Genomic DNA, 20746 nt, shown 5'->3' on the forward strand with positions numbered 1-20746 from the left:
CCGTGCGTTAAAGCTGTCACGGTCCTGGCATATGCAGGGACATCCCCGCGTCACTGGTACGACAACTATCGGGCGAATACTCGGAACGCCTCCAAAAGGAGGTCTAACGACTAGGGGTAACACCATGTTCAAGCGTAATGCTATGGGGAACACCCGCGCCAAGCTTCTGGCTGGCGCCGTCCTGATGACGCTCGGTTTGACGGCTGCCGGCGCAGCGATGAGCACCAACGTCGGCGGCGGCGGTGCGACGCTGCCGGCCGGCGGGTATGTCGGTTGGAACTTCACCACCTCGGGCGCAACGTCCACGATCTTTTCGAGCAGCGTGGCGAGCAAGCCGGGCGCGACCGTCGACTCGACCTCGCTGATCGGCAACTGGGCCAGCACCAGCGGTAACAGCGTTTCGTACTGCCAGACCGGCAGCGGCGGCGGCAAGAAGATCTTCGATCATTCCGACGGTACGGCTACGTGGGGTGGCGCTGGTCAGGCTTGCTCGGCCACTGCTAGTGCGACCTCCGGCTTCGGCGCCGATACCTCCATCGTCGATCCGCACTTCGTGGGCAGCGATGCGCCGATGTCCCAGGCTGAGTTCAGCTGGTTCGGCAATGGCACCAACCTCGGCAACAAGGCTACGAAGTACGGCCAGCCGTCGCAGTTCCCGGCCATCGTCGGTTCCGTCGCCATCGCGTTCAACAATCCGGACGCGTCGAGCCTCGACCTGAGCGATGCCGGCATCTGCCGCATCTTCTCCGGCCAGGTGACCGACTGGACCAACCTGGTGTCGTCCGATTTCCACACCCTGCCGTCGACCTTCCCGCTGCCGGCCCGCGCGCTCAAGGTCGCCTATCGTGGCGATGGCAGCGGTACGACCTTCTCGCTGGCCAACCACCTGAGCACGGTGTGCGGCACGATCGCTGGCAAGTTCTTCCAGGCCGACCAGGCGTTCTCCACCGTTGTCGCCCAGTTTGGTCTGCCTGCGGGTTCGGTCGCCGGCACCGGTAACCCGGGCGTCGTGACTGCCATCAGCACCACACCGGGCGCGATCGGCTACGCGGAGTCGGCCAACCTGCAGCACACATCGGTTTCGGCCAACACCCACGTTGCCAACGTCAACGGCAAGAACCCGTACTCGGATCTCGCCTCGTCGTACACCTTCACCACGATCGTGGTCGACAACGTCATCAATGGCTGGAATACCACCGGAACGCTCGGTACGCCGAAGCTCCAGGCCCTGAGCCCGGCCGCGCCGGTCGGTGGTTGCATGCTGATGGTCAACCCGACGGCCTACGCCAACGGCATCGGCACGAGCTATCCGATCCTTGCCGTCTCCAACCTGATCTTCAACGAGAAGGGCAACGGCACGGATGTCACGGCCGTGCGTGACCTGATGTCGTACACCTACAGCGCCACCCGCCGCGTTGGCGCCACGCTCATCGGCACCGGCACCGGCTATGCGTTCGTCACCGCGCCGACCGCCAACGTCAAGATCAACACCTGCATCAACGCCTGATCGAATTCTGATCGGATTTCACGGATGAGTCATGGACGAGCGGAAAGGGCCCTTCGGGGCCCCTTCTTTTCCTGCGTCATGCGAACGAAACCTAACGCGCCGTACTCTTGTGCAGGAAGGAGGGGAACACGATGCGGCAACGTCGCGAACACGGATTCAGCCTGCTGGAAACGCTGGCAGCGATGTTCCTGCTCGCGTTGTGTTTTGGCGCCTTGATGAAAGCCGCGGGAGCGTCCATGGCACTCAACGCCCGGGCCGCCGATTACACGCAGGCCTCGCTATGGGCCACTGGCTTGCTCGACAGGCAATACGTGACCGAGTTTCCCTCCACCGGTGTGCATGAGGGGCGGTTCGATGAGACCTACCGATGGAAGATGACGGTGTCCGAACCACCATCGGAGGCAATCATGCGGATGAGTGCGCCGATGCGGCTTTACCGCATCGAGCTGACCGTCGTTTGGAATGAGAAGGGCAAGGATGCGTCGGCGCGTTTCGAAACCCTCCGCGCCGTCTCCGAGGTTCTGCCCAGGGATGTCCCATCACCGGGGGGCGACTCGTGAAGCGGTCGGCAGGTTTCAGTCTCATGGAAACGCTGGCGGCGCTCGCCTTGTTGGCGTTGCTGCTTCTCGGTGTGGTGGCATCGCTGGACACGATTGCACGATCGACGCACGCGAGCCTTGCCGCGACACAACGACTCGACGAGATGCGCGCTGCGCAGAACTACCTGCGAAGGGCGCTCTCGGGCGCGCTCGCTTATCCGTGGGCGCTCGGTCACGACAGGCAAGCGGTGGTGTTTCGTGGCAGTGCGCAGGCAGTCACCTTTGTATCGCCCGGACCGGGTTATCTCGCTGCCGATGGACTCCAGCGACAGACGCTGTCGATTGTCGGCACACCGGGTGACCAGCGGCTTGAAGTGTCATTTGCACCGCTCGCCACCCGTGCGGGTGCAGGCATTGTACCGGCATCGCCCGAAACGCTGCTCGAGCATGTCGCGTCGGGGCGTATCGTCTACAGCGGCATGGATGACCAGGGTCACCCGGTAACCTGGAGGCCATCGTGGCCTTATGAAGATCGCATGCCGACGATGATCGGCCTGGAGCTTCGGTTGCGTGTTGGCCTGCGCTGGCCAACCTTCGTGGTGCCGCTGCGGATGGATCCGGAAGCGGTGAACACGCGCGAGGCCTTTACCCGGCTGGCCGCTACGCAGGCGAAATCGTGAAAGCGCATGGGCGCGTCGGTGGGCAGCGGGGCATCGCACTTCTCGTGGTGCTGTGGGGATGCACGCTGGCGGCGATCACGCTTGGTGCGTTGGCGAGCGGCGCGAAGGTCGAAGGCATCCAGGCGAGGGGCCAGTACCTGCAGACCAGGGGTTTCTACGCTGCGGAGGCCGGCATCGAGCAGGCCGTGTTCCGACTACGCGCCCAGGCGGCATCACAGCGATGGGCTGTCGATGGCCGGACCTACCGCCTGCGCGAGGGCGACGCGACCGTATCGGTCACCGTGACCGACGAGGATGGCAAGCTCAACCTCAACAAGGCGTCACCCGCACAGCTGGGTGCGTTGCTCGAGGCGTTGGGCGTCGATGCTGGGCAGGTGCCGAGGCTGCGCGATGCCATCGTCCGATGGGGGAGTGGAGGTGAACGCTACTCCGATAGCCTGTTGGCGAAGGGTGGATTCACCAGTCTGGAAGAATTGCGTCGCGTGCCTGGTTTGCCCGGCGACGTGGTCGATCGACTGGAACCGGCGGTGACGCTGTGGTCGGGCTCGGGACCGAACCTGGCTCACGCGCCCGCGGTTGTCGTCGTCGCGATGACAGGGGCGGGGCGGGCGGCTGCGGAAGCCTATGTGACCGACGTTCGCGCGATGGATCCCGAACACGGCGGCCTTCCTGCGGTGCCCGGCAACGTGGGAGCATCACAGTCCTTCGTACAGGGTAGTGGCACGGTCACCATCGTCTCTACCGCGACCTTGAGCGACGCACTCGCGGTAAGTATCCGGGCCACGGTGACCCTTCAGAACGCGCCCGGTGATCCGCGTGCTTATCGCGTGCTTCGATGGACGTCCGTTACATCGTCCTGACGGTCCTGCGTCCTGGAACTGTCATGTCCACGGAGATATGGACATCGCTGAATGGTCACGAGTACGCGATAGCGTCGTAAGTGATCCACCACCGACATCCATCACCGAGGTGTTCTCATGACGACTCAAAACGTGCCGTCCCATCGCCGCTGGCTCGCTTCCGCGGCGCGCTGCACGCTTCCGCTCCTGGCTGCCGGCGTGGCACTGCCGGCATCGGCTGCCCACAACAACCATGCGTATGTGGTGAACCAGATCGACAACACGGTTTCCGTGATCGATATGGCTACCCATGCCGTGACCGCCACGATTCCGGTGGGCATCACACCCGTGGCTGCTGCGGTCAGTCCCGACGGCAATCACGTCTATGTGGTCAACAGCCAGGCCAATACGGTTTCCGTGATCGATGCAGCGACCAATATCGTCGCCGCTAACGTGCTGGTTGGTTCGACGCCCGCCGCCGTCGCCGTCAGCGCCGACGGTACGAAGGTATATGTCGCGAATTCCGCCGCCGACACCGTTTCCGTGATCAACGCGGTCACCAACTCGGTGGTTGGCGAGATCGCGGTCGGCAGCGCGCCGCTCAGTATCGCGGTCGGTCCTGGTGGGGCTCGCGTTTACACGGGGAACATCGGCGATGGCACCGTGTCGGTGATCGACGTGCGTGCGGGCAGGGTGACGGCCACGGTGGCAGTCAATGGCGTGCCGTTCGGTCTGGGCATGGGGCCCCTCGGAGCGCGCTTGTTCGTGCCCGACGTCGGCTCCAGCAATGTCTCCATCGTCGATACGCTGCAGAACAAGGTAGTTGGCAACCTCACCGCCGGTAACGGTACCTATGATGTGGCGACCAGCATCGTCGGTACGCCGGCGTATGTATCCAACTTCGGCGACAACACGGTGTCGGTGATCGAGACCTTCAGCAAGAAGACGCTCGCTACCGTGCCGGTGGGCAATTCCCCGGAGTCCGTGGCCGTCAGTCGCGACTCCGGTCGTGTCTATGTCACCAACTCGGGCACCAACAACGTTTCCGTGATCGACCCGCTTCGCAATACGGTGATCGCGACGGTGAACGTGGGTAGTGCGCCGACCGCCGTGGCCACCCAGCCGCAGTAACGGCTCGGCCGACGTTCGTGGAAGCAGCGGCCATCCTCCGGGGATGGCCGTTTTCTTTGCGCGAGTTGCCGGTTTCCGTATGCCATGCAACAGTGCGTCACGGGGTCGCAACACGCACCCCCCAATCTCGCAGGCTTCGGTAACCATGATGGTTTTTGCATGACTCGTTTTCTTACGATCGGCGCCACGGCGCTGGTGGTGGCCCTGGCAGGTTGCTCCACGCTGCCGCAGCCCCGCGACGATGGCGCACTGCAGCGCGAGGCCATGGCCGGCACCGAACTCCCGGCGCCGAAGCCGCGTATCGCGCCGTCGACCAACCCATCGGTGCCGGCCAATACGGCGCCGCAGGTCACGACGGGTACCGGTGAGTTCATTAAACCGGTCGGGCTGGCCAAGCCGAAGCCTGTTGCCGAAGGCGCGGGCACGGTCACCTTCAATTTCGAGAACCAGCCGGTCGAGTCGGTGGTGAAAGCCATCCTGGGCGATCTGCTGCACGAAAATTATTCGATCGTACCGGGTGTGCAGGGCAACGTTTCATTCTCGACCTCGCAGCCGGTCACGGCGGAACAGGCGCTGCCGATTCTCGAGACCTTGCTCTCCTGGACGGGTAACGCGCTCGTCCACAGCAATGGCCGTTACGTGGTCATGCCTGCGAAGGACGCCGTCGCTGGCAACCTCGTGCCAAGCATCGGCGCCAACGCGCCGGCCGGTGGTCTTCAGGCACGGCTCTTTCCGTTGCACTTCATCTCCGCGACGGAGATGCAGAAGCTGATCAAACCGTTCGCGCGTCCGGACGCGACGCTGCTCGCCGATCCCACACGTAACGTGCTGGTGATGGCCGGAACACCGACCGAGCTCGACAACTACCAGCGCACCGTGGCCACCTTCGACGTGGACTGGCTGCGCGGCATGTCGGTCGGTGTGTTCGCCTTGCAGCGTGCCCAGGTGAAGGACCTCACGCCCAAGCTCGAAGGCATCTTCGGCGACAAGGGCAACACGCCGATGGCCGGCATGCTGCGTTTCATTCCGATCGAACGGACCAACTCGCTCGTCGTGCTGAGCCCGCAGCCTGTGTACCTCGAGGAAGTGCGCAGCTGGATCGATCGCATCGACCGGGGCGGCGGTAACGAGCCGCAGTTGTACGTAGTGGATGTGCGTAACGTGCAGGCCTCGGACATGGCCGATTACCTTTCGGACATCTATGGCAGCGGGTCGGGTGGCCGTTCGGGTGACAAGGGCGGCAAGGTCGGCCCCGGTCTCAGCTCCGGAACGCTCGGTGGCGGCGACAGCGATCTCGGCAACCGCGGTGGCTCCGGTATCGGTAGCACGACGGGTGCGTTCGGCAACACGGGTTCGTCGTCGTCCGGATCGTCGAGCACCGGCGGCATGAGCACGGGTAGCGGTCTCGGTGGTAGCAGCTCGGGTCTGGGTGGCACGTCCACCTCGGGCCTGGGTTCCGGTTCGGGTTCTTCCGACGATAGCTCGGGTGATCCGGGCAATCGGCATTCCTCGACCACCACCGACGACGGCGTGCGCATCACCTCGGTCGATGCGAACAACCAGCTCATGGTCCGGTGCCGCCCCGCGCAGTGGACCGAGATCGAAGAGGCGATCAAACGCCTGGACGCCGTGCCGATGCAGGTGCAAATCGAGACGCGCATCCTCGAGGTGACCCTCTCGGGGGATCTCGAGTTCGGCGTGCAGTGGTACCTCGAAGGCCTGACCGGCACGACCAATGGGCAACCGACCCAGCCGGGTAACAAGCATCAGTACGCGCTAGGCGGCGGCGGTGCGACGCTGGCGACAGGCGACAACTTCTTCTACTCCTTCGTCAACAACAACATCTCCGTCGCGCTGCACGCGATGGAGCAGAACGGAAACACGAAGGTGCTCTCCGCTCCCTCGCTGGTCGTGCTGAACAACCAGAAAGCGCACATCGAAGTGGGCGACCAGATTCCGATCACGCAGACTTTCGTCAACACCGGGGCGAACACGGACAACACGATCGGCCAGGTGGAATACAAGGACACCGGCGTGATCCTCAACGTGCGCCCGCGCGTGAATCCGGGTGGCCTGGTCTACCTCAATGTGAGCCAGGTGGTGAGCAGCCCGGGCATCAAGGACACCACCACCGGCAACTTCCCGATCCAGCAGCGCGAAGTGGCCACCCAGGTCGCGGTGCAGAGCGGGCAGACGGTGCTGCTCGGCGGCCTGATCAAGCAGAACGACGCCCTGACCGATACCGGTATCCCGGGGCTCAACCAGATTCCCGTACTCGGCCGTTTATTCGGCACGACCAGCCGGACACGGACCCGTACCGAGCTGATCGTCCTGATTACCCCACGGGTGATCACCAATGGAGACGAGGCCAAGCAGGTCACCGACGAGTACCAGCGCAAGTTCGAGTCGCTCCGGCCGTTCACCCAGCCCGCCAGACCTTGACCGAAGGGTGACCGAGGGTGCATACACCCACATCACGGGACGCGTTTCACATTGGAAGCGTGTTCCTGACAGGGGGAGACTCGCTTGATACAGGATCTGGCCGGCTGGTCCACGGTGCTGGAGCTGATGCCCACGGCGATGTTCGTGCGCGATGCGGCGCACCGCTGGGTGTTCGTCAACCGCATGGGCTGCGAATACTTCGGCCTGAACGCCGACGAGGTGCTCGGCCGGACCGACGCCGAACTCTTCCCGCCCGAGCAGGCCGCCCGCTTCGAAGCGGGTGACGACGCCGTGCTACGCAGCCACGAGGTCGTCGAAACCGAGGAAACGGTGACCGACCCCCAGGGCCATGTGCGCACCTTGCTAACCCGCAAGACCTGCATCGACCTGGAAGGCGCGCTCCACGTGCTGGCCTCGGTCACCGACATCACCGAGCTGCGCGAGTCCGAGGCGCATGTGCGCTGGCTGGCCTGCCACGATGCGCTGACCGGGCTGGCCAACCGCACGGCACTCTTCAGCCGGCTGGACGCCGCCATCGGCCGCGCGGCCAGCGGTGGCCTTCACGCCGCGCTGTTCCACCTGGACATGGACGGCTTCAAGAAGGTCAACGACACCTACGGCCACCTTGTGGGCGACGAGCTGCTGGTGCAGTTCGGTGCGCGTCTGCGCAGTGTCGTCGGTCCTGACGACACGGTGGCCCGGATCGGCGGCGACGAGTTCGCGCTGCTGGTCGACGATCACGGCGACCTCGACGTGCAGGGCCTTGCCGAGCGCATTCTGGCCCTCGCCGGCGAGCCCTTCGACGTGCTTTCGACGACCACCTTTATCGGTACGTCCATCGGCATGGTCGCCATCGATGCCGAAGCGGTCGCGGCGGGAGAGATGGCTCGCAAGGCGGATAGCGCACTGTACGAAGCGAAGAAGAAGCGTAACCGCCTGATGGTTTACACCAAGGCGCTGGACGCCGCGCTCGCCCATCGCCGCGACATCGAGAAGGCGCTGCTCGAGGCCTTGCTGACCCGCGAGGGCCTGAGTTGTCACTACCAGCCGATGATCCGCAGCTCGGACGGCAAGGTGGTCGGCCTCGAGGCGCTGGCCCGCTGGCGGCATCCCACCCTCGGCGTGGTCTCGCCGGTGCAGTTCATTGCCGTGGCGGAAGAGACCGGCCTGATCGGCCAGTTGGGCGAATGGGTGCTGCGCACCGCCTGCGCCCGCGTGGCCAAGCTCGACGAGCTGTTCGTTGCGGTCAACGTGAGCGCCGTGCAGCTGCGCGACGACGACTTCGCCAACATGGTCATGCGCGTACTCATCGAGACGCGCCTGTCGCCGAAGCGCCTGGAGCTGGAGATCACCGAGACGGCCATCGTCAATGCCGATGGTGGGTCAGTCCGGCTACTCAAGCGTCTGCGCCGGGCCGGCGTGCGTATCTCGCTCGACGATTTCGGGACGGGCTACTCCAGCCTGACCCTGCTCAAGGACCTCGCCGTCGACAAGGTCAAGATCGACCGCTCCTTCGTGCAGAACGCGACCCAGGCCGGCGATTCGGCGGCCATCGTGCGGGCGGTGTCCAACCTGGGCGCCGCGCTGGGCCTGTGCGTCGTGGCCGAGGGCGTGGAGACCGAGCAGCAGCGGGCCTTCCTGACCGAAGCCGGTTGCGACGAACTGCAGGGTTTCCTGTTCTCGCCGGCCGTGGCGGAAGACCGCATCGACCGGGTCACCGGGCCATATCCGGCCCCGCTGGCGACTCATTCGGCCGGATAGGCGTCCGTCGGCATCGGCCAGGTACGGCGCAGGTCCGGCATGCCGGGCATGGTGGTCGGCTGCGGTAGCGGCAAGGGCGTGCGGGCATCTACCACGCCGCCCGTCGCGTCGCCGACGATGGCGATGATGCAGGCCCCACTTTCCTGCGAACTGCCGAAGGAGAGCCGTCCCCAGGGCATCTGCATGACCGTATAGCGGTTCGGCAGCATGGCCGGCGCGGCGGGCAGGTTGGTTTCCGAGGCGCTCGCGTGGAAAGCTTCGGTCAGCTCGTTCCTCGCGAAGCACGGCCGCTGTTCCAGCTGGATCGAGGTGAAGCGCACCATCGGTACGTCGCCACCTTCGTTGAAGCCGCGGGCCTCGAAGGCGCTCACGCGGTAGCCGTCGCGGGTGATGAAGGGCACGCTGCGCACGATCTGCGGCGGGGCGTCGGTGGTGGCGTGCAAGCCGCCCGGCAGCTTGCGGGACAACGCATCCACCGCGTTGGGCAGGGTCCCCATCGTCGAGTTGATGATCTCGACCAGGGTCTTGTCGCTGCGCTGCACACTCACGGGATCGGCCGCCGCGGCAGGAGCCAGGGCAGCGCATAACAGGATGGCCAGGAGGCGAGTGGGACGCATGAGGGCCAGGTTGAGGTGAGCAGGGGCGCTAGTTTGCACGAGTTGCGTATGCCCTTGCATGCGCCGTGAATGCCCGGATATTGGAAACAACGTCCTACCCCTGATCCCGATGACAGACCTGCGCTTCGACAATGCCTTCGTCCGCGAGTTGCCGGCCGACCCCGAACGATCCAACGGTCCGCGCCAGGTCGTCGGCGCGGCGTTCTCGTGGGTGGACCCGACGCCGGTCGCGGCACCGCGGCTGGTCGCGGCCTCGGCCGAGGTGGCGACGATGCTTGGCGTCTCGCCCGAGGCGCCAGATTTTGCGGAGGTGTTCTCGGGTAACGCTCGCTGGCCGGGCATGACCGGTTACGCCATGGCCTACGGCGGCCACCAGTTCGGCAACTGGGCCGGGCAGCTGGGCGACGGCCGCGCGTTGAGCTTGGGCGAGGTGATTACCGCCCACGACGGCCGCCAGGAACTGCAGCTGAAGGGCGCCGGCCGCACGCCGTACTCGCGCGGGGCCGACGGCCGTGCTGTGCTGCGCTCGTCGATTCGCGAATTCCTGTGCAGCGAGGCCATGCACCACCTCGGCGTGCCGACGACCCGGGCACTGTCCCTGGTGGTGACCGGTGACGAGGTGCTGCGCGACGTGATGTACGACGGCCACCCGGCGCTGGAACCGGGCGCGATCGTCTGCCGTGTGGCGCCCTCATTCATTCGCTTCGGCTCGTTCGAGCTGCCGGCGGCGCGCAATGACCTCGACCTGTTGCGCCGCCTGGCGGACTTCACTATCGCCACGCATTACCCGGCCTTTGCCGGCCTCGACGGGGAAGGGCGGTACGCCGCGTTCTTCACCGAGGTCTGCGAGCGGACGGCACGCCTCATGGCGCACTGGATGCGCGTGGGCTTCGTGCACGGGGTGATGAACACGGACAACATGTCCATCCTCGGGCTCACGATCGACTACGGCCCCTACGGTTGGGTCGATGACTTCGACCCGGACTGGACACCGAACACCACCGATCGCGCGCACAAGCGCTACCGCTTCGGCCACCAGCCACGCGTGGCTTACTGGAACCTGCAACGTCTCGCCCAGGCGTTGTCGCCTTTGTTTACCGGCGTCGACGCGCTGCAGGCCGGGCTGGATCGCTATGTGGAGGTGTTCGAAGCCACCGACGCGGCGTTCTCGGCGGCCAAGCTCGGTCTCGCTAACGCCCGCGAAGGCGACGAGGCGCTGGTCGCCGACCTGCGTGGCCTGCTCACCCTGGGTGGGATGGACATGACGATTTTCTTCCGTGACCTCGCGCTGCTCGATCTCGATGCGCCGCATCCGGGTGTCGTCGGGGCGGCGTTCTACGAGGAAGACAAGCGCGTCGCGACGCAGGAGGCGCTGGCGTCCTGGCTGCAGCGTTATGCGGCGCGCGTGCAGGCCGATGAATCGCCGGCGTCGGAGCGGCTTGCCCTGATGCATGCCAGCAACCCGCGCTACGTGCTGCGCAACTGCCTCGCGCAGCAGGTCATCGACAGCGCGGAGCAGGGCGACGACGCGCCCCTGCATGAGCTGATGGAGACCCTCCGCCAGCCCTACGACGAGCAGGCGGGCAGGGATCACCTTGCCGGCCGCCGGCCCGAGTGGGCACGCGACCGGGTCGGCTGCTCCATGCTTTCCTGCAGTAGCTGACGGGCCACAGGGTAGAATCAGCGGCCCGGATCTTTAGTCAGGCCTGTCGCGTTGTCCGCTGGTTCCGCCTCCGATGCCGCTCTTGAAGCGCTTTTCGTCCCGTTCGTCACGGGCGATCTCGCGTGGCCCGCGTCTGGCGACGTGCTGATGCTGCGGGCGCGGGACGGTTTCGTGCTGCGCGAGCAGCGTCGTCCTGGCTGGGTGCTGCAGCAGTCGTTCAAGCCAGCGGCGGATGCCCTGGCGCGTTCCGGGTTCGCCGTGAGCGCGGATCTGCCCGAAGGCCGGTTTACCGTCGTCATGGTGCTGCCGACCCGGCAGCGCGAAGAGTCGCGCGCCTTGTTCGCGCAGGCGATGGCCCATGTCACGCCCGATGGCGCCGTCCTCGCCGCCGTGCCGAACGCCGAAGGCGCGAAGACCGCCGAAGCCGATCTTGCGCTGCTGGCCGGCGGCGTGACGACCCTCTCCAAGCACAAATGCCGCGTCTTCTGGACGCGTCCCGGCGCGGTGCCGGATCCCGCCTTGCTCGACGCATGGCTGGCGCTGGACGGGTCCTTGCCGATCGACGAGGGTCGCTTTGTCAGCCGGCGTGGCCTGTTCGCCTGGGATCGCATCGACATCGCGTCGGCCTTGCTGAGCTCGGTGTTGCCCGAGAACTTCGCCGGTCGCGTTGCCGATCTCGGCGCGGGCTTCGGTTATCTGGCCTGCCGTGTCATCGCGACGAATCCCGGCGTCACCGCGGTGGACCTGTACGAAGCGGAAGGGCGCGCCATCGAGCCGGCCCGTCGGAACATCGCCGCGGCGGTTACCGCGTCGGGCCGCGCCATCGCTACTCACGTGCAGTGGCACGACGTGACCCATGGTATCGACGGTGGCTACGACGCCATCGTTTCCAATCCGCCGTTCCATCAGGGACGCGCCGACCAGCCGGAGCTGGGTCGCGCCTTCATTGCGGTCGCGGCGCGCGCCTTGTCGCCGCAGGGTCGTTTCTGGATGGTGGCCAACCGGCATCTTGCCTACGAAGCCACGCTCGATGCGTGCTTCACCCATGTTCGTACCGTCGCCGAGCGCGACGGGTTCAAAGTGATCGAAGCGAAGGAGCCTCGTCGATGAAACTCGTGCGCCTGTTGGCGAACCTCGGCTATGGCAGCCGCAAACAAGTCGCCTCCCTGTTCCGCGAAGGCGCGGTCACCGATGCCTCGGGCGAGGTGCTCTATGCCGATGACAAGGTCGAACACGCCGACGTGCGCTTCGAAGGCGAGCCGCTGGATCCGCCGGCCGGCATGCTGATCATGTTGAACAAGCCCGCCGGGTATACGTGCTCGCGCAAGGACGTCGGTCGTCTCGTCTACGAGCTGCTGCCGCCGCGTTACGGCATTCGCAATCCGGTGCTGTCGACGGTCGGGCGCCTCGACCGCGAGACCTCGGGCCTGCTGCTGTTCACCGACGACGGCCCGTTGCTTCACCGGATCATTTCGCCGAAGTCCTCGGTGGCCAAGGTGTACGAGGCGACGCTCGCCGAGGACTTGCGCGGCGATGAAGCGGCGACCTTCGCCGCCGGCACGTTGATGCTCGACGGCGAAACCGATCCGCTCGAGCCGGCCGCGCTCGACGTGCTTGGGCCGCGTCATATACGTCTGTCGCTTACCGAAGGCCGCTACCACCAGGTCCGCCGCATGTTCGCTGCCATCGGCAATCACGTCGAAACCCTGGAGCGCGTCGCCTTGGGTGGCCTGACGTTGGAAGGCCTCCCTTCGGGCGAATGGCGCCAGCTGACTGCCGAAGACACCGCCCGCATCTTCGCTGCCCCCAACGGCGCCCCGGCTCTGTAGGAGCCGATTCATCGGCGATCAAGCGCCAGCGGGCCAGAGTCGGCGCAAGCACCCATCGCCGATGAATCGGCTCCCACATTTATCCATGTGTGGACGTTCCGTCCACGCCGGGTGCAGTATCGGAGAGTCCACACGATCACCCAAGGAGCACCTCATGACCAAGATCGCTATTGCCGTCGCCCTCGCCAGCCTCTTCGCCGGTACAGCCACCGCGGGTAACGTCGTCGACAAGAGTGTCGTCGTCCCGATGACCCTGGTGACCGCCGATGGCGCGGGCGCCTCCGTGGGTACCGTGACTGTCACCCAGTCGGCGGGTGGACTCGTCTTCACCCCGAACCTCAACGGCTTGCCGCCGGGCGACCATGGCTTCCACCTGCATGAGAAGGCCAGCTGCGATCCGGGCGAGAAGGACGGCAAGAAGGGCGCCGCCCTCGCTGCCGGTGGTCACTTCGATCCGCAGCACACCGGCAAGCACGAAGGCCCGGACGCCGCCGGTCATGAAGGCGACCTCCCGCGCATCACGGTAGGAGCCGATGGCACCGACACCACCGCGGTCACCGCGCCGCACCTGAAGAGCCTGGCCACCCTGAAGGGCCACGCCCTCATGATCCACGCCGGCGGCGACAACTACGCTGATGAGCCGGCTCCGCTGGGCGGCGGCGGTGCGCGTATCGCCTGCGGCGTGATCAAGTAAGGGTCGCATGTCCCAAGGCGGTCTTTTCGCAGCCGAACCGCTCGTGATCGTCGATGACGGCCACGGGCGGTTTGCGTATGAGCCGGACGTCATTTCCGTACCGTTGGCGGAGACCTGGTTCGCCACGTTGCTGGCAGACATTCCCTGGCAGGCCAAGCGCCGCGAGATGTATGGCCGCGAGGTGGACGTGCCGCGGCTGGTCCAGCATTACGCGCTGGAGGATCCGGCGTTGCCTTCCGTGCTGCGTGATGCGGGCCGCGAGGTGATCGCGGCGACGGGCGTGCCGTTTACATCGGTGGGCCTGAACCTGTATCGCGACGGGCGCGATAGCGTGGCGCCGCACAACGACCACATCGAGGAGCTGGCGGAAGGCGCGCCGATCACGTTGCTGTCGCTGGGCGCCACCCGGACGATGGCCTTGCGCGAGCGCGAATCGCCGAAGCGGAAGTTCGATGTGAAGCTGGAGCCGGGAAGCCTGCTGACGATGAGTTACGCCACGCAGTTCCATTGGGATCATGGGATTCCCAAGGCGCGCGGTGAGGTGGGCCCGCGGATCAGCCTGGCGTTCCGGGTGAGGCCGCTTTAGAAGAGATCGATGCTGCCCAGCGCGACGGCTGAACCCAGCTCGCCGAGCTTGGTCAGTGCCTCATAACCGTGCACGCTGTTTCGGCCATTTTCCTTGGCGAAGTACAGCGCTTTATCCGCGCGGTCGAGCACGATTTCGGGGTAGTCGTTCTCGGTGATGCGCGCGTAGCCAATGCTCACCGTCACGTGGCCCACCTGGGGGAACGCGTGCTCGGCGACGAAGTGACGGAAACGGTCCAGTGCCATGTGCGCGACGCGTTCGTCCTGCGCGGCGATGAGCATGACGAACTCTTCGCCACCAAAACGGAACAGGACATCGCTCTGGCGGAAGCTGTGGCGCATCTGCTGGGCGAGCATCAGGATGACCTCGTCGCCGTAGACGTGGCCGTAGGTGTCGTTGATGCGCTTGAAGTGATCGATGTCGAGGATGGCCAGCCAGATCTGCGAGACATCGTCCTCGAAGGGCAGGCGGCGCTCGTCGTCGCCCTTGGCCGAGGCGCGGGCACGCTGGCGCTGCAACTTGAGCAGGCGTTGCAGGCGTTGCTCGAAGCTGCGCCGGTTGTACAGGCCGGTGAGCTTGTCGCGCTCGCTCTCGTTGAGCAGCGCGATGTAGTTGCCGTAGATGCGGGCGTAGCCCTCGACCATGTTGCGCACGCTGTCCAGCGAATCTTCCGATTCCAGCATCAGCGCGCCGATGGCCGCGTGGTCACGCTGGATCGGGATCACCAGGCGGCAGGTGCCGTCGTCGGTGACATCGCTGATGGCTTCCAGCGTTTCCATAGCGCAGACGATCGTGTCGATCGGATCGCCGTCGCGCGTGGGATCCAGCGCTTCGACCACGAAGGCGCCTTCGGCATTGCGCGAGCAGACCACGATGGAATCTACCGGCAGCTGCAGGCTCTCGCCGCGCTTGCACAGGGTGACGCTGCTGACGGAAATCAGTTCGGCCAGCGACAGCACCAGGCTGTGGTCGAGGGCGTCGATATCGCGGTGGTGGGTGAACTCGGCCACGGAGGCGAGCAGGCGCGACTCCGGCGGCCCACCGGCAAGCGAATGCCAGGGCGACCTCATGAGCGCATGTCTCCTGCGACGTGACGTCCGCTATGTGAGCAACTGGCTGGCACCGACCCCTTCCTCCCCTGTTGGTGTCGCGACGATGATCCCCTACCGCGCAACCTCGAAGTTGTTAGCGGCACCGTCATCGCGAACTTTAGGGCAAATTCGGCAAGAATTCAGGAAAATGTAGGAAACTGAGAACGGGTTCCGCTTTTGTCGCTTCACGAATGTGATGGGTTGGGTTAGGGCGTCATTCCGGCATGGGTGGCCAATGCGCCAGCAGCGCCGGATCGACGCCGACCCTTCGGCAGGATCGCGAGGCGACGCCTTCGGTCAGCGCCACGCGGAACAAGGGCGCCATGCCGCGGAGGGCGCCACGCGCCAGTCGCGCCTTGCGCAGGTCGCTATCCGTTCGCTGCAACAGTGTTGCCGCCCAGTCCGGCAGCAACGCGGCGCCGGCATGCAGGAACAGGTCGCGCGACAGACCGGCCATCGGTACGGGCAGGTCGAGGCGCCTGAGCACGTCGAGCACCACATGCGAGCGCTCCCCGAACACCAGCGTTGGCAGCACCTGCGCGATATACGCGTCCATGTCGGCGACTGAGCCCGGTACATCGCGGGCGCCGAGGGCTTCGGCCACTCGACGCGTCTCGTCCAGATAGGCATCGGCGACACGTGGCGTGACGGCCTTAGGCCCGTAGGCGCGATAGCCGGCCAGAAAACTCGACATCTCGCTGACGTGGACCCAGGTGAGCAGGTCCGGATCGTCGGCCGCGTAGGGAGCCCCGGCCTCATCCACGCCGCGCACGTGGCTGTGGATCATGCGCACGTGCCCGATGAGTGCCTGCGCTTCGCTCGTGGGGGCGTAAGTGGTCGCGCCGACGAAGGCGGTGGTCCGGCGCAGTCGGCCGACCAGATCCTCGCGGAAATTCGAGTGATCCCACACGCCAGCCAGCGCACGCGGGTGCAGCAGTTGCAGGTACAGCGCGCAGAGGCCACCGGCAAGCATGCCGCAGAAATCCGAGTGCATGCGCCAGGTAACGCTGGAGGGTCCGAACAGGCCGGGATCGCCCACGGGATGGTCGTAGTCGATGCCGCCCGAGGGCGGCCTGGGAAACGCCGTGAGCACCCAGCGCCGGATGGGCGCGGAGGCGGGACGAAGCAGGCGCGCGAAGGTCGTCATGGACTCAGTCCCCGGACCACCAGCCTCGCCATTTAAAGAACCACACCGGCAGGAGCGTGCTGAGGATGATCACGCCCAGCGCGATGGGATAGCCGTACGGCATGCTGAGTTCGGGCATGTCCTTGAAGTTCATGCCCCAGATGCCGGCCAGGATGATCGGCGGAATGGTCGCGACGGACGCGACGGTCAGCACCTTCATCACATGGTTCTGGTCGGTACTGATGAAGCCGAGCGTGGCGTCGAGCAGGAACTGCAGCTTGTTGGTGAGCTGGTCGTCGAACTCGTCCAGCGTCCGCAGGTCGTGATCGACCACGCGCAGGCGCACCTCCACGTTCTCGGACATCCATTCCGGCTTCTTGGCGCGCACGAACGAGACGATGCGCTGCACGCCCAGCATGGATGAGCGATTGCGCGCCTGCAGACCCTCGAGCCGGCCGATCTCCAGCATGATGTCGCGCAGCAACGGCGTGCCCAGGCGTTCCGGCGTGAACACGCGGTCGGAGAGTTTCTTCAGCTCCGCCGAGACATCTTCCATGCGTTGCGCAGCGAGGTTGACGATGGCCTCGATCAGGGTGGCGAGCGCATCGGCACTGGATTCCCAGTGGTGCTCGCGGCAGCTGTCGCTGGCCAGTTTGAACGCTGGCGATTCGGCGAAGCGCAGCGTCATCAACACGCGGCCGGTGACCACGATGCCGACCGGGCCCGGGTAGTGGCCGTTGTCGGTGTCGGCGAAATAGGGGATGGACAGGTACATGGCGTCGTCGTCCGTACGGATACGGCTGGACAGGGCCAGGTTCACGATGTCGCTACGCTCGGGCACGCGCAGTCCGGTGATCTCGGCGGCGCAGCGGCGTTCGTCTTCGTTGGGGTCGAACAGGTCGACCCAGATCGGGGCGTTCGGCTTGCCCATCCCGGCGGTCCACTGGACGGGGCCGGTGAGATTCCCGTGTTCGTGAATAATCAGCACGTGCGATGGTGTCCTTGGCGACCTGGGAGCGCCACCGGCGTAGCCGGCGGCGCGGGCAGTTTACGCTTCCAGCGTCGCGTCCATCGTGATGGCAGCCTTCAGAACTTTCGATACCGGACAGCCTTGCTCGGCCTGTTTGGCGATCGCTTCAAAGCCCGCCTGGTCGGTACCGGGCACCTTCGCCTTCACGGTCAGGTGGGCCTTGGTGATCGTGAAGCCGTCGCCGTCCTTTTCCAGGGTGATCGTCGACTTGGTCTCGATCTTGTCGGCGGTCAGGCCGGCGGCATTGAGCAATCCGGACAGGGCCATGCTGAAGCAGCCCGCGTGCGCCGCGCCGAGCAGTTCCTCGGGATTGGTGCCGGGGCCGTCCTCGAAGCGCGACTTGAATCCGTACGGGGCTTCCTTAAGAACGCCGGTCTGGCTCGAAATGACGCCCTGGCCGTCCTTGATCCCGCCTTGCCATACTGCTGATCCCCACTTTTGCATGATGCTCTCCTCGCTGGTGATGGAATGCCGGTCGGAACACGTGCATGCTGATCCTCGAACGTTACCGGCCGGTGCATCCACATAATGCGAAGGGTCGGCCTGGCTTGATTGGAGAGAACGATGAGCGAAACGCCAAAACCGCTTGAGATCAGTCACGACACCGCGAACCAGCTGTTCGTGGCCAAGGTGGACGGTTACGACTGTGAGCTGGAATACCGGCTGCAGGGCAAGATCATGAGCATTACGCATACCGGAGTGCCTTCGCCGGTAGGCGGCCGTGGCATCGCGGCGCTGCTAACGAAGTACGCCGTCGAGACGGCGCAGAAGCAGCACTGGAAGATCGACCCGGCGTGCGCTTACGCCGAGGCGTGGTTCAAGCGGAATCCGGAGTATGCGCATCTGCTGGTGCCTGCGGGCTGAGGTGATCGGGCTATCGCCGCTGAAGCGGCTCCCACAAAAGGCAGGACTGCTCCCTGTGGGAGCCGCTTCAGCGGCGATGGGTCTCGCCGCAACCTGAACGGACGTGCTAGTTTTCGCGCTCCCCATTCATATTCAGGGTCACCTATGCGAACGAAGTGGATTGCCGCCGCCGTGGCGCTTGCCTGTGTGGGCTCTGCCCAGGCCGACACCGCCGCGAAGACCGCGGATGACCCGCGTATCGCCGCAATCCTCGACTCGCTGGGCAAGGTCCGCACCGTCGAATCCGTCGCCTTCTCGCCCGATGGCAAGCACCTGGCCTGGGCCGTGAAGACCAACGGCAAGCCCGTCGTCGAAGTGGCCGATGCCGACGGCCGCAATGCACACCGGATCACCGCCTCGAAGGGCTGCAGTGAGATCTCCGTGGCATGGGCGCCTGATTCCCGGCACCTGGCCTTCCTCTCCGACTGCGCCGGCAAGGCGCCGGGTGTGGAAGAGGGGAAGCAGAACGATATCAACGTGGTCGACATCGCCGGCAAAGCGGCGCCGCAGCGCCTGACCCACCTCACCGGTTACATCGACGGCCTCGAGTGGCGTCCGGACGGCAAGGCGCTCGCCTTCCTTTATGTCCCCAATGCGACCCGCCGGGCCAGCGCCACCGCCGCGGCCAAGGTGCAGACCGGCGAAGTCGGCGTCGAAGGCATCGAGATCCAGCAGGTTGCCATGGTCGAAGCGACCGGGGGTGCAGTCACGACGCTGACCCCGGCCGGCCTGCACGTCTATGAATTCAGCTTCGCGCCGGACAGCCGTCGCCTCGCCTATGTCGCCGCCGAACCGCCGGGTGACAACAACTGGTGGGTGGCGAAGCTCTACGTGCAGCCCGCCGCGCCGACGGCCAAGCCCGTGACGGTCGTCGATACCTCGACGCTCACCGGTCCGCTGAAGGACCTGCAGATGGCCGTGCCGCGCTTCTCGCCGGACGGCTCGCGCATCGCCTTCATCGGCGGCCTGATGAGCGACCAGGGTTCCACCGGTGGCGATATCTGGACTGTCTCCAGCAACGGCGGTGCCGCACCGGTCGACGTGACCCCGGGCATCACCACCACGCCGGCCTGGATCACCTGGACGGGCGCAGACGAACTGCTCGTTTCCGAGGCGGCGGCCGGCGCCAGCCGCGTGTCGCGTTACGCGCTTTCGGCCAATGGCGACGCCTCCGCGTCCACCGTGTTCGAAGTGCCGATGACGATCGGCGACGGTCGCCTGTCGATGTCCGTGTCGCTCACGGCGGACGCGAACAAGGCGGTCTTCACCGCCAGTTCGTACGACAAGCCGTTCGAAGTGCATGTCGCCAACCTCGACGGCAAGGCAGCGCCGGTGTCCGTCACCTCGTTCAACGCCGGCCTGAAACCGTCCTGGGGCAAGGCCGAATCCATCACCTGGAAGAACGAAGGTCATGACGTCCAGGGCTGGCTGCTTTACCCGGCCAACTACAACCCGAAGAAACACTACGGCATGATCGTCTCGATCCACGGCGGTCCGGCGGCTGCCGTGACGCCGCGTTGGCCGGGCGCAGGTTATGGCGGTGCGCCGCTGTCCGCGCTGGGCTACTTCGTCTTCATGCCCAATCCCCGTGGCAGCTACGGCCAGGGCGAAGCCTTTGTCCAGGCTAACCGCAAGGACTTCGGTTACGGCGACCTGCGCGATGTGCTCGCCGGGGTCGATAGCATCGAGAAAACCCATCCCGTCGACGATAAGCGCCTTGGCCTCACGGGCTGGAGCTACGGTGGTTTCATGACCATGTTCGCCGTGACCCAGACCCATCGCTTCAGCGCGGCGGTGGCCGGTGCCGGCATCTCGAACTGGCAAAGCTATTACGGCCAGAACCTGATCGACCAGTGGATGAAGCCGTACTTCGGCGCCTCGGTGTACGACGATCCGGGCGTGTACGCGAAGAGCTCGGCCATTAACTTCATCAAGGAAGTGCGGACGCCGACCCTGATCGTGGTCGGTGAGCGCGACGCCGAAACACCGGCCCCGCAGTCGTTCGAGTTCTGGCACGCGCTGCGCGCCCAGAACGTGCCGACCTCGCTCGTGGTCTACCCGGGTGAGGGTCATGGCTTTGCGCGCGACGCCAGCCGGCGTGACGTGCTGGCCCGGGCCCTGGCCTGGTTCGATCGTTACCTTCCGGCCAACGGGAAGTAGACATTCCCGAACGGTGGTTGACCGAACTACCACCATGGATTGCGTTTTTCCACCGACCCATCATCATTCGGGCTGGTTTCGACACTAAAGTCGGGGGCGGTAGTGGCCGATACTCCCAAGGGAAGCGTCTTGTGCAGGGCCGGAGCGT

General features: G+C 65.5%; 19 protein-coding genes. 14 read left to right on the top strand and 5 right to left on the bottom strand.

What is annotated here, in order from left to right:
- The first annotated feature begins 124 nt into the window (after window positions 1–124).
- The 7 genes from HB634_RS00065 (at window position 125) to HB634_RS00095 (ending at window position 8899) form a co-directional block, all read left to right on the top strand.
- Complete coding sequence (locus HB634_RS00065) at window positions 125–1507, top strand: substrate-binding domain-containing protein (RefSeq protein ID WP_063572213.1); 1383 nt, start codon at window positions 125–127, stop codon at window positions 1505–1507.
- A 131-nt stretch (window positions 1508–1638) separates the two neighbouring features.
- Window positions 1639–2067: a prepilin-type N-terminal cleavage/methylation domain-containing protein gene (locus HB634_RS00070; RefSeq protein ID WP_213946893.1), complete on the top strand. Its 429-nt coding sequence runs from the start codon at window positions 1639–1641 to the stop codon at window positions 2065–2067.
- Window positions 2064–2726: a prepilin-type N-terminal cleavage/methylation domain-containing protein gene (locus HB634_RS00075; protein ID WP_345777438.1), complete on the top strand. Its 663-nt coding sequence runs from the start codon at window positions 2064–2066 to the stop codon at window positions 2724–2726. The genes HB634_RS00070 and HB634_RS00075 overlap by 4 nt, the downstream gene beginning before the upstream one ends.
- Window positions 2723–3586 carry a type II secretion system protein GspK gene (locus tag HB634_RS00080; RefSeq protein WP_197478315.1) on the top strand — a complete coding sequence of 288 codons (864 nt, stop codon included), beginning with the start codon at window positions 2723–2725 and terminating at the stop codon, window positions 3584–3586. The genes HB634_RS00075 and HB634_RS00080 overlap by 4 nt, the downstream gene beginning before the upstream one ends.
- Window positions 3587–3703: 117 nt before the next feature.
- A complete protein-coding gene (locus tag HB634_RS00085; protein ID WP_063572217.1) occupies window positions 3704–4696 on the top strand; it encodes a beta-propeller fold lactonase family protein in 993 nt (330 codons plus the stop codon).
- A 159-nt stretch (window positions 4697–4855) separates the two neighbouring features.
- On the top strand, window positions 4856–7138 hold the full coding sequence (gene gspD / locus HB634_RS00090; RefSeq protein WP_213946894.1) for a type II secretion system secretin GspD: 2283 nt from the start codon (window positions 4856–4858) through the stop codon (window positions 7136–7138).
- An 84-nt stretch (window positions 7139–7222) separates the two neighbouring features.
- The gene (locus HB634_RS00095) at window positions 7223–8899 is read left to right on the top strand and encodes a GGDEF domain-containing phosphodiesterase (RefSeq protein ID WP_213946895.1); all 1677 of its coding nucleotides are present in this window, start codon (window positions 7223–7225) and stop codon (window positions 8897–8899) included.
- On the opposite strand, the gene HB634_RS00100 is transcribed toward HB634_RS00095, so the two are convergent.
- Window positions 8884–9516 carry a hypothetical protein gene (locus HB634_RS00100; RefSeq protein ID WP_213946896.1) on the bottom strand — a complete coding sequence of 211 codons (633 nt, stop codon included), beginning with the start codon at window positions 9514–9516 and terminating at the stop codon, window positions 8884–8886. The two genes, HB634_RS00095 and HB634_RS00100, sit on opposite strands and share 16 nt — an antisense overlap.
- Window positions 9517–9625: 109 nt before the next feature.
- On the opposite strand from HB634_RS00100, the gene HB634_RS00105 reads away from it, so the two are divergent.
- The 5 genes from HB634_RS00105 (at window position 9626) to HB634_RS00125 (ending at window position 14288) form a co-directional block, all read left to right on the top strand.
- On the top strand, window positions 9626–11179 hold the full coding sequence (locus tag HB634_RS00105; RefSeq protein ID WP_213946897.1) for a YdiU family protein: 1554 nt from the start codon (window positions 9626–9628) through the stop codon (window positions 11177–11179).
- A gap of 51 nt (window positions 11180–11230) precedes the next feature.
- Window positions 11231–12289 (top strand): class I SAM-dependent methyltransferase, encoded by a 1059-nt coding sequence (locus HB634_RS00110; protein ID WP_255548292.1) that lies wholly within the window; start codon window positions 11231–11233, stop codon window positions 12287–12289.
- A complete protein-coding gene (locus tag HB634_RS00115; protein ID WP_213946898.1) occupies window positions 12286–13008 on the top strand; it encodes a pseudouridine synthase in 723 nt (240 codons plus the stop codon). Before HB634_RS00110 ends, HB634_RS00115 begins: the two co-directional genes overlap by 4 nt.
- 154 nt (window positions 13009–13162) lie before the next feature.
- Complete coding sequence (gene sodC, locus HB634_RS00120; RefSeq protein WP_213946899.1) at window positions 13163–13702, top strand: superoxide dismutase family protein; 540 nt, start codon at window positions 13163–13165, stop codon at window positions 13700–13702.
- A 7-nt stretch (window positions 13703–13709) separates the two neighbouring features.
- Window positions 13710–14288 carry an alpha-ketoglutarate-dependent dioxygenase AlkB gene (locus HB634_RS00125; protein ID WP_218625381.1) on the top strand — a complete coding sequence of 193 codons (579 nt, stop codon included), beginning with the start codon at window positions 13710–13712 and terminating at the stop codon, window positions 14286–14288.
- Here HB634_RS00125 and HB634_RS00130 read toward each other — a convergent pair.
- The 4 genes from HB634_RS00130 to HB634_RS00145 form a co-directional block, all read right to left on the bottom strand.
- Complete coding sequence (locus HB634_RS00130) at window positions 14285–15358, bottom strand: GGDEF domain-containing protein (RefSeq protein WP_213946900.1); 1074 nt, start codon at window positions 15356–15358, stop codon at window positions 14285–14287. The genes HB634_RS00125 and HB634_RS00130 overlap by 4 nt on opposite strands.
- 235 nt (window positions 15359–15593) lie before the next feature.
- The gene (locus HB634_RS00135; RefSeq protein WP_213946901.1) at window positions 15594–16526 is read right to left on the bottom strand and encodes an oxygenase MpaB family protein; all 933 of its coding nucleotides are present in this window, start codon (window positions 16524–16526) and stop codon (window positions 15594–15596) included.
- Window positions 16527–16530: 4 nt separating this feature from the next.
- Complete coding sequence (locus HB634_RS00140; RefSeq protein ID WP_213946902.1) at window positions 16531–17493, bottom strand: CorA family divalent cation transporter; 963 nt, start codon at window positions 17491–17493, stop codon at window positions 16531–16533.
- Between the two features lie 60 nt (window positions 17494–17553).
- Entirely contained in the window at window positions 17554–17979 is a 426-nt protein-coding gene (locus HB634_RS00145) for an OsmC family protein (protein WP_063572541.1), read from the bottom strand.
- A 120-nt stretch (window positions 17980–18099) separates the two neighbouring features.
- Between HB634_RS00145 and HB634_RS00150 the strand changes: the two genes are divergently transcribed.
- Both HB634_RS00150 and HB634_RS00155 read left to right on the top strand, forming a co-directional pair.
- Window positions 18100–18399: a GNAT family N-acetyltransferase gene (locus tag HB634_RS00150; protein ID WP_213946903.1), complete on the top strand. Its 300-nt coding sequence runs from the start codon at window positions 18100–18102 to the stop codon at window positions 18397–18399.
- A 144-nt stretch (window positions 18400–18543) separates the two neighbouring features.
- The gene (locus HB634_RS00155; protein ID WP_213946904.1) at window positions 18544–20598 is read left to right on the top strand and encodes a S9 family peptidase; all 2055 of its coding nucleotides are present in this window, start codon (window positions 18544–18546) and stop codon (window positions 20596–20598) included.
- Window positions 20599–20746 lie beyond the last annotated feature (148 nt).

It is taken from the genome of Luteibacter sp. dw_328, assembly GCF_018449605.1.
GTDB lineage: Bacteria > Pseudomonadota > Gammaproteobacteria > Xanthomonadales > Rhodanobacteraceae > Luteibacter.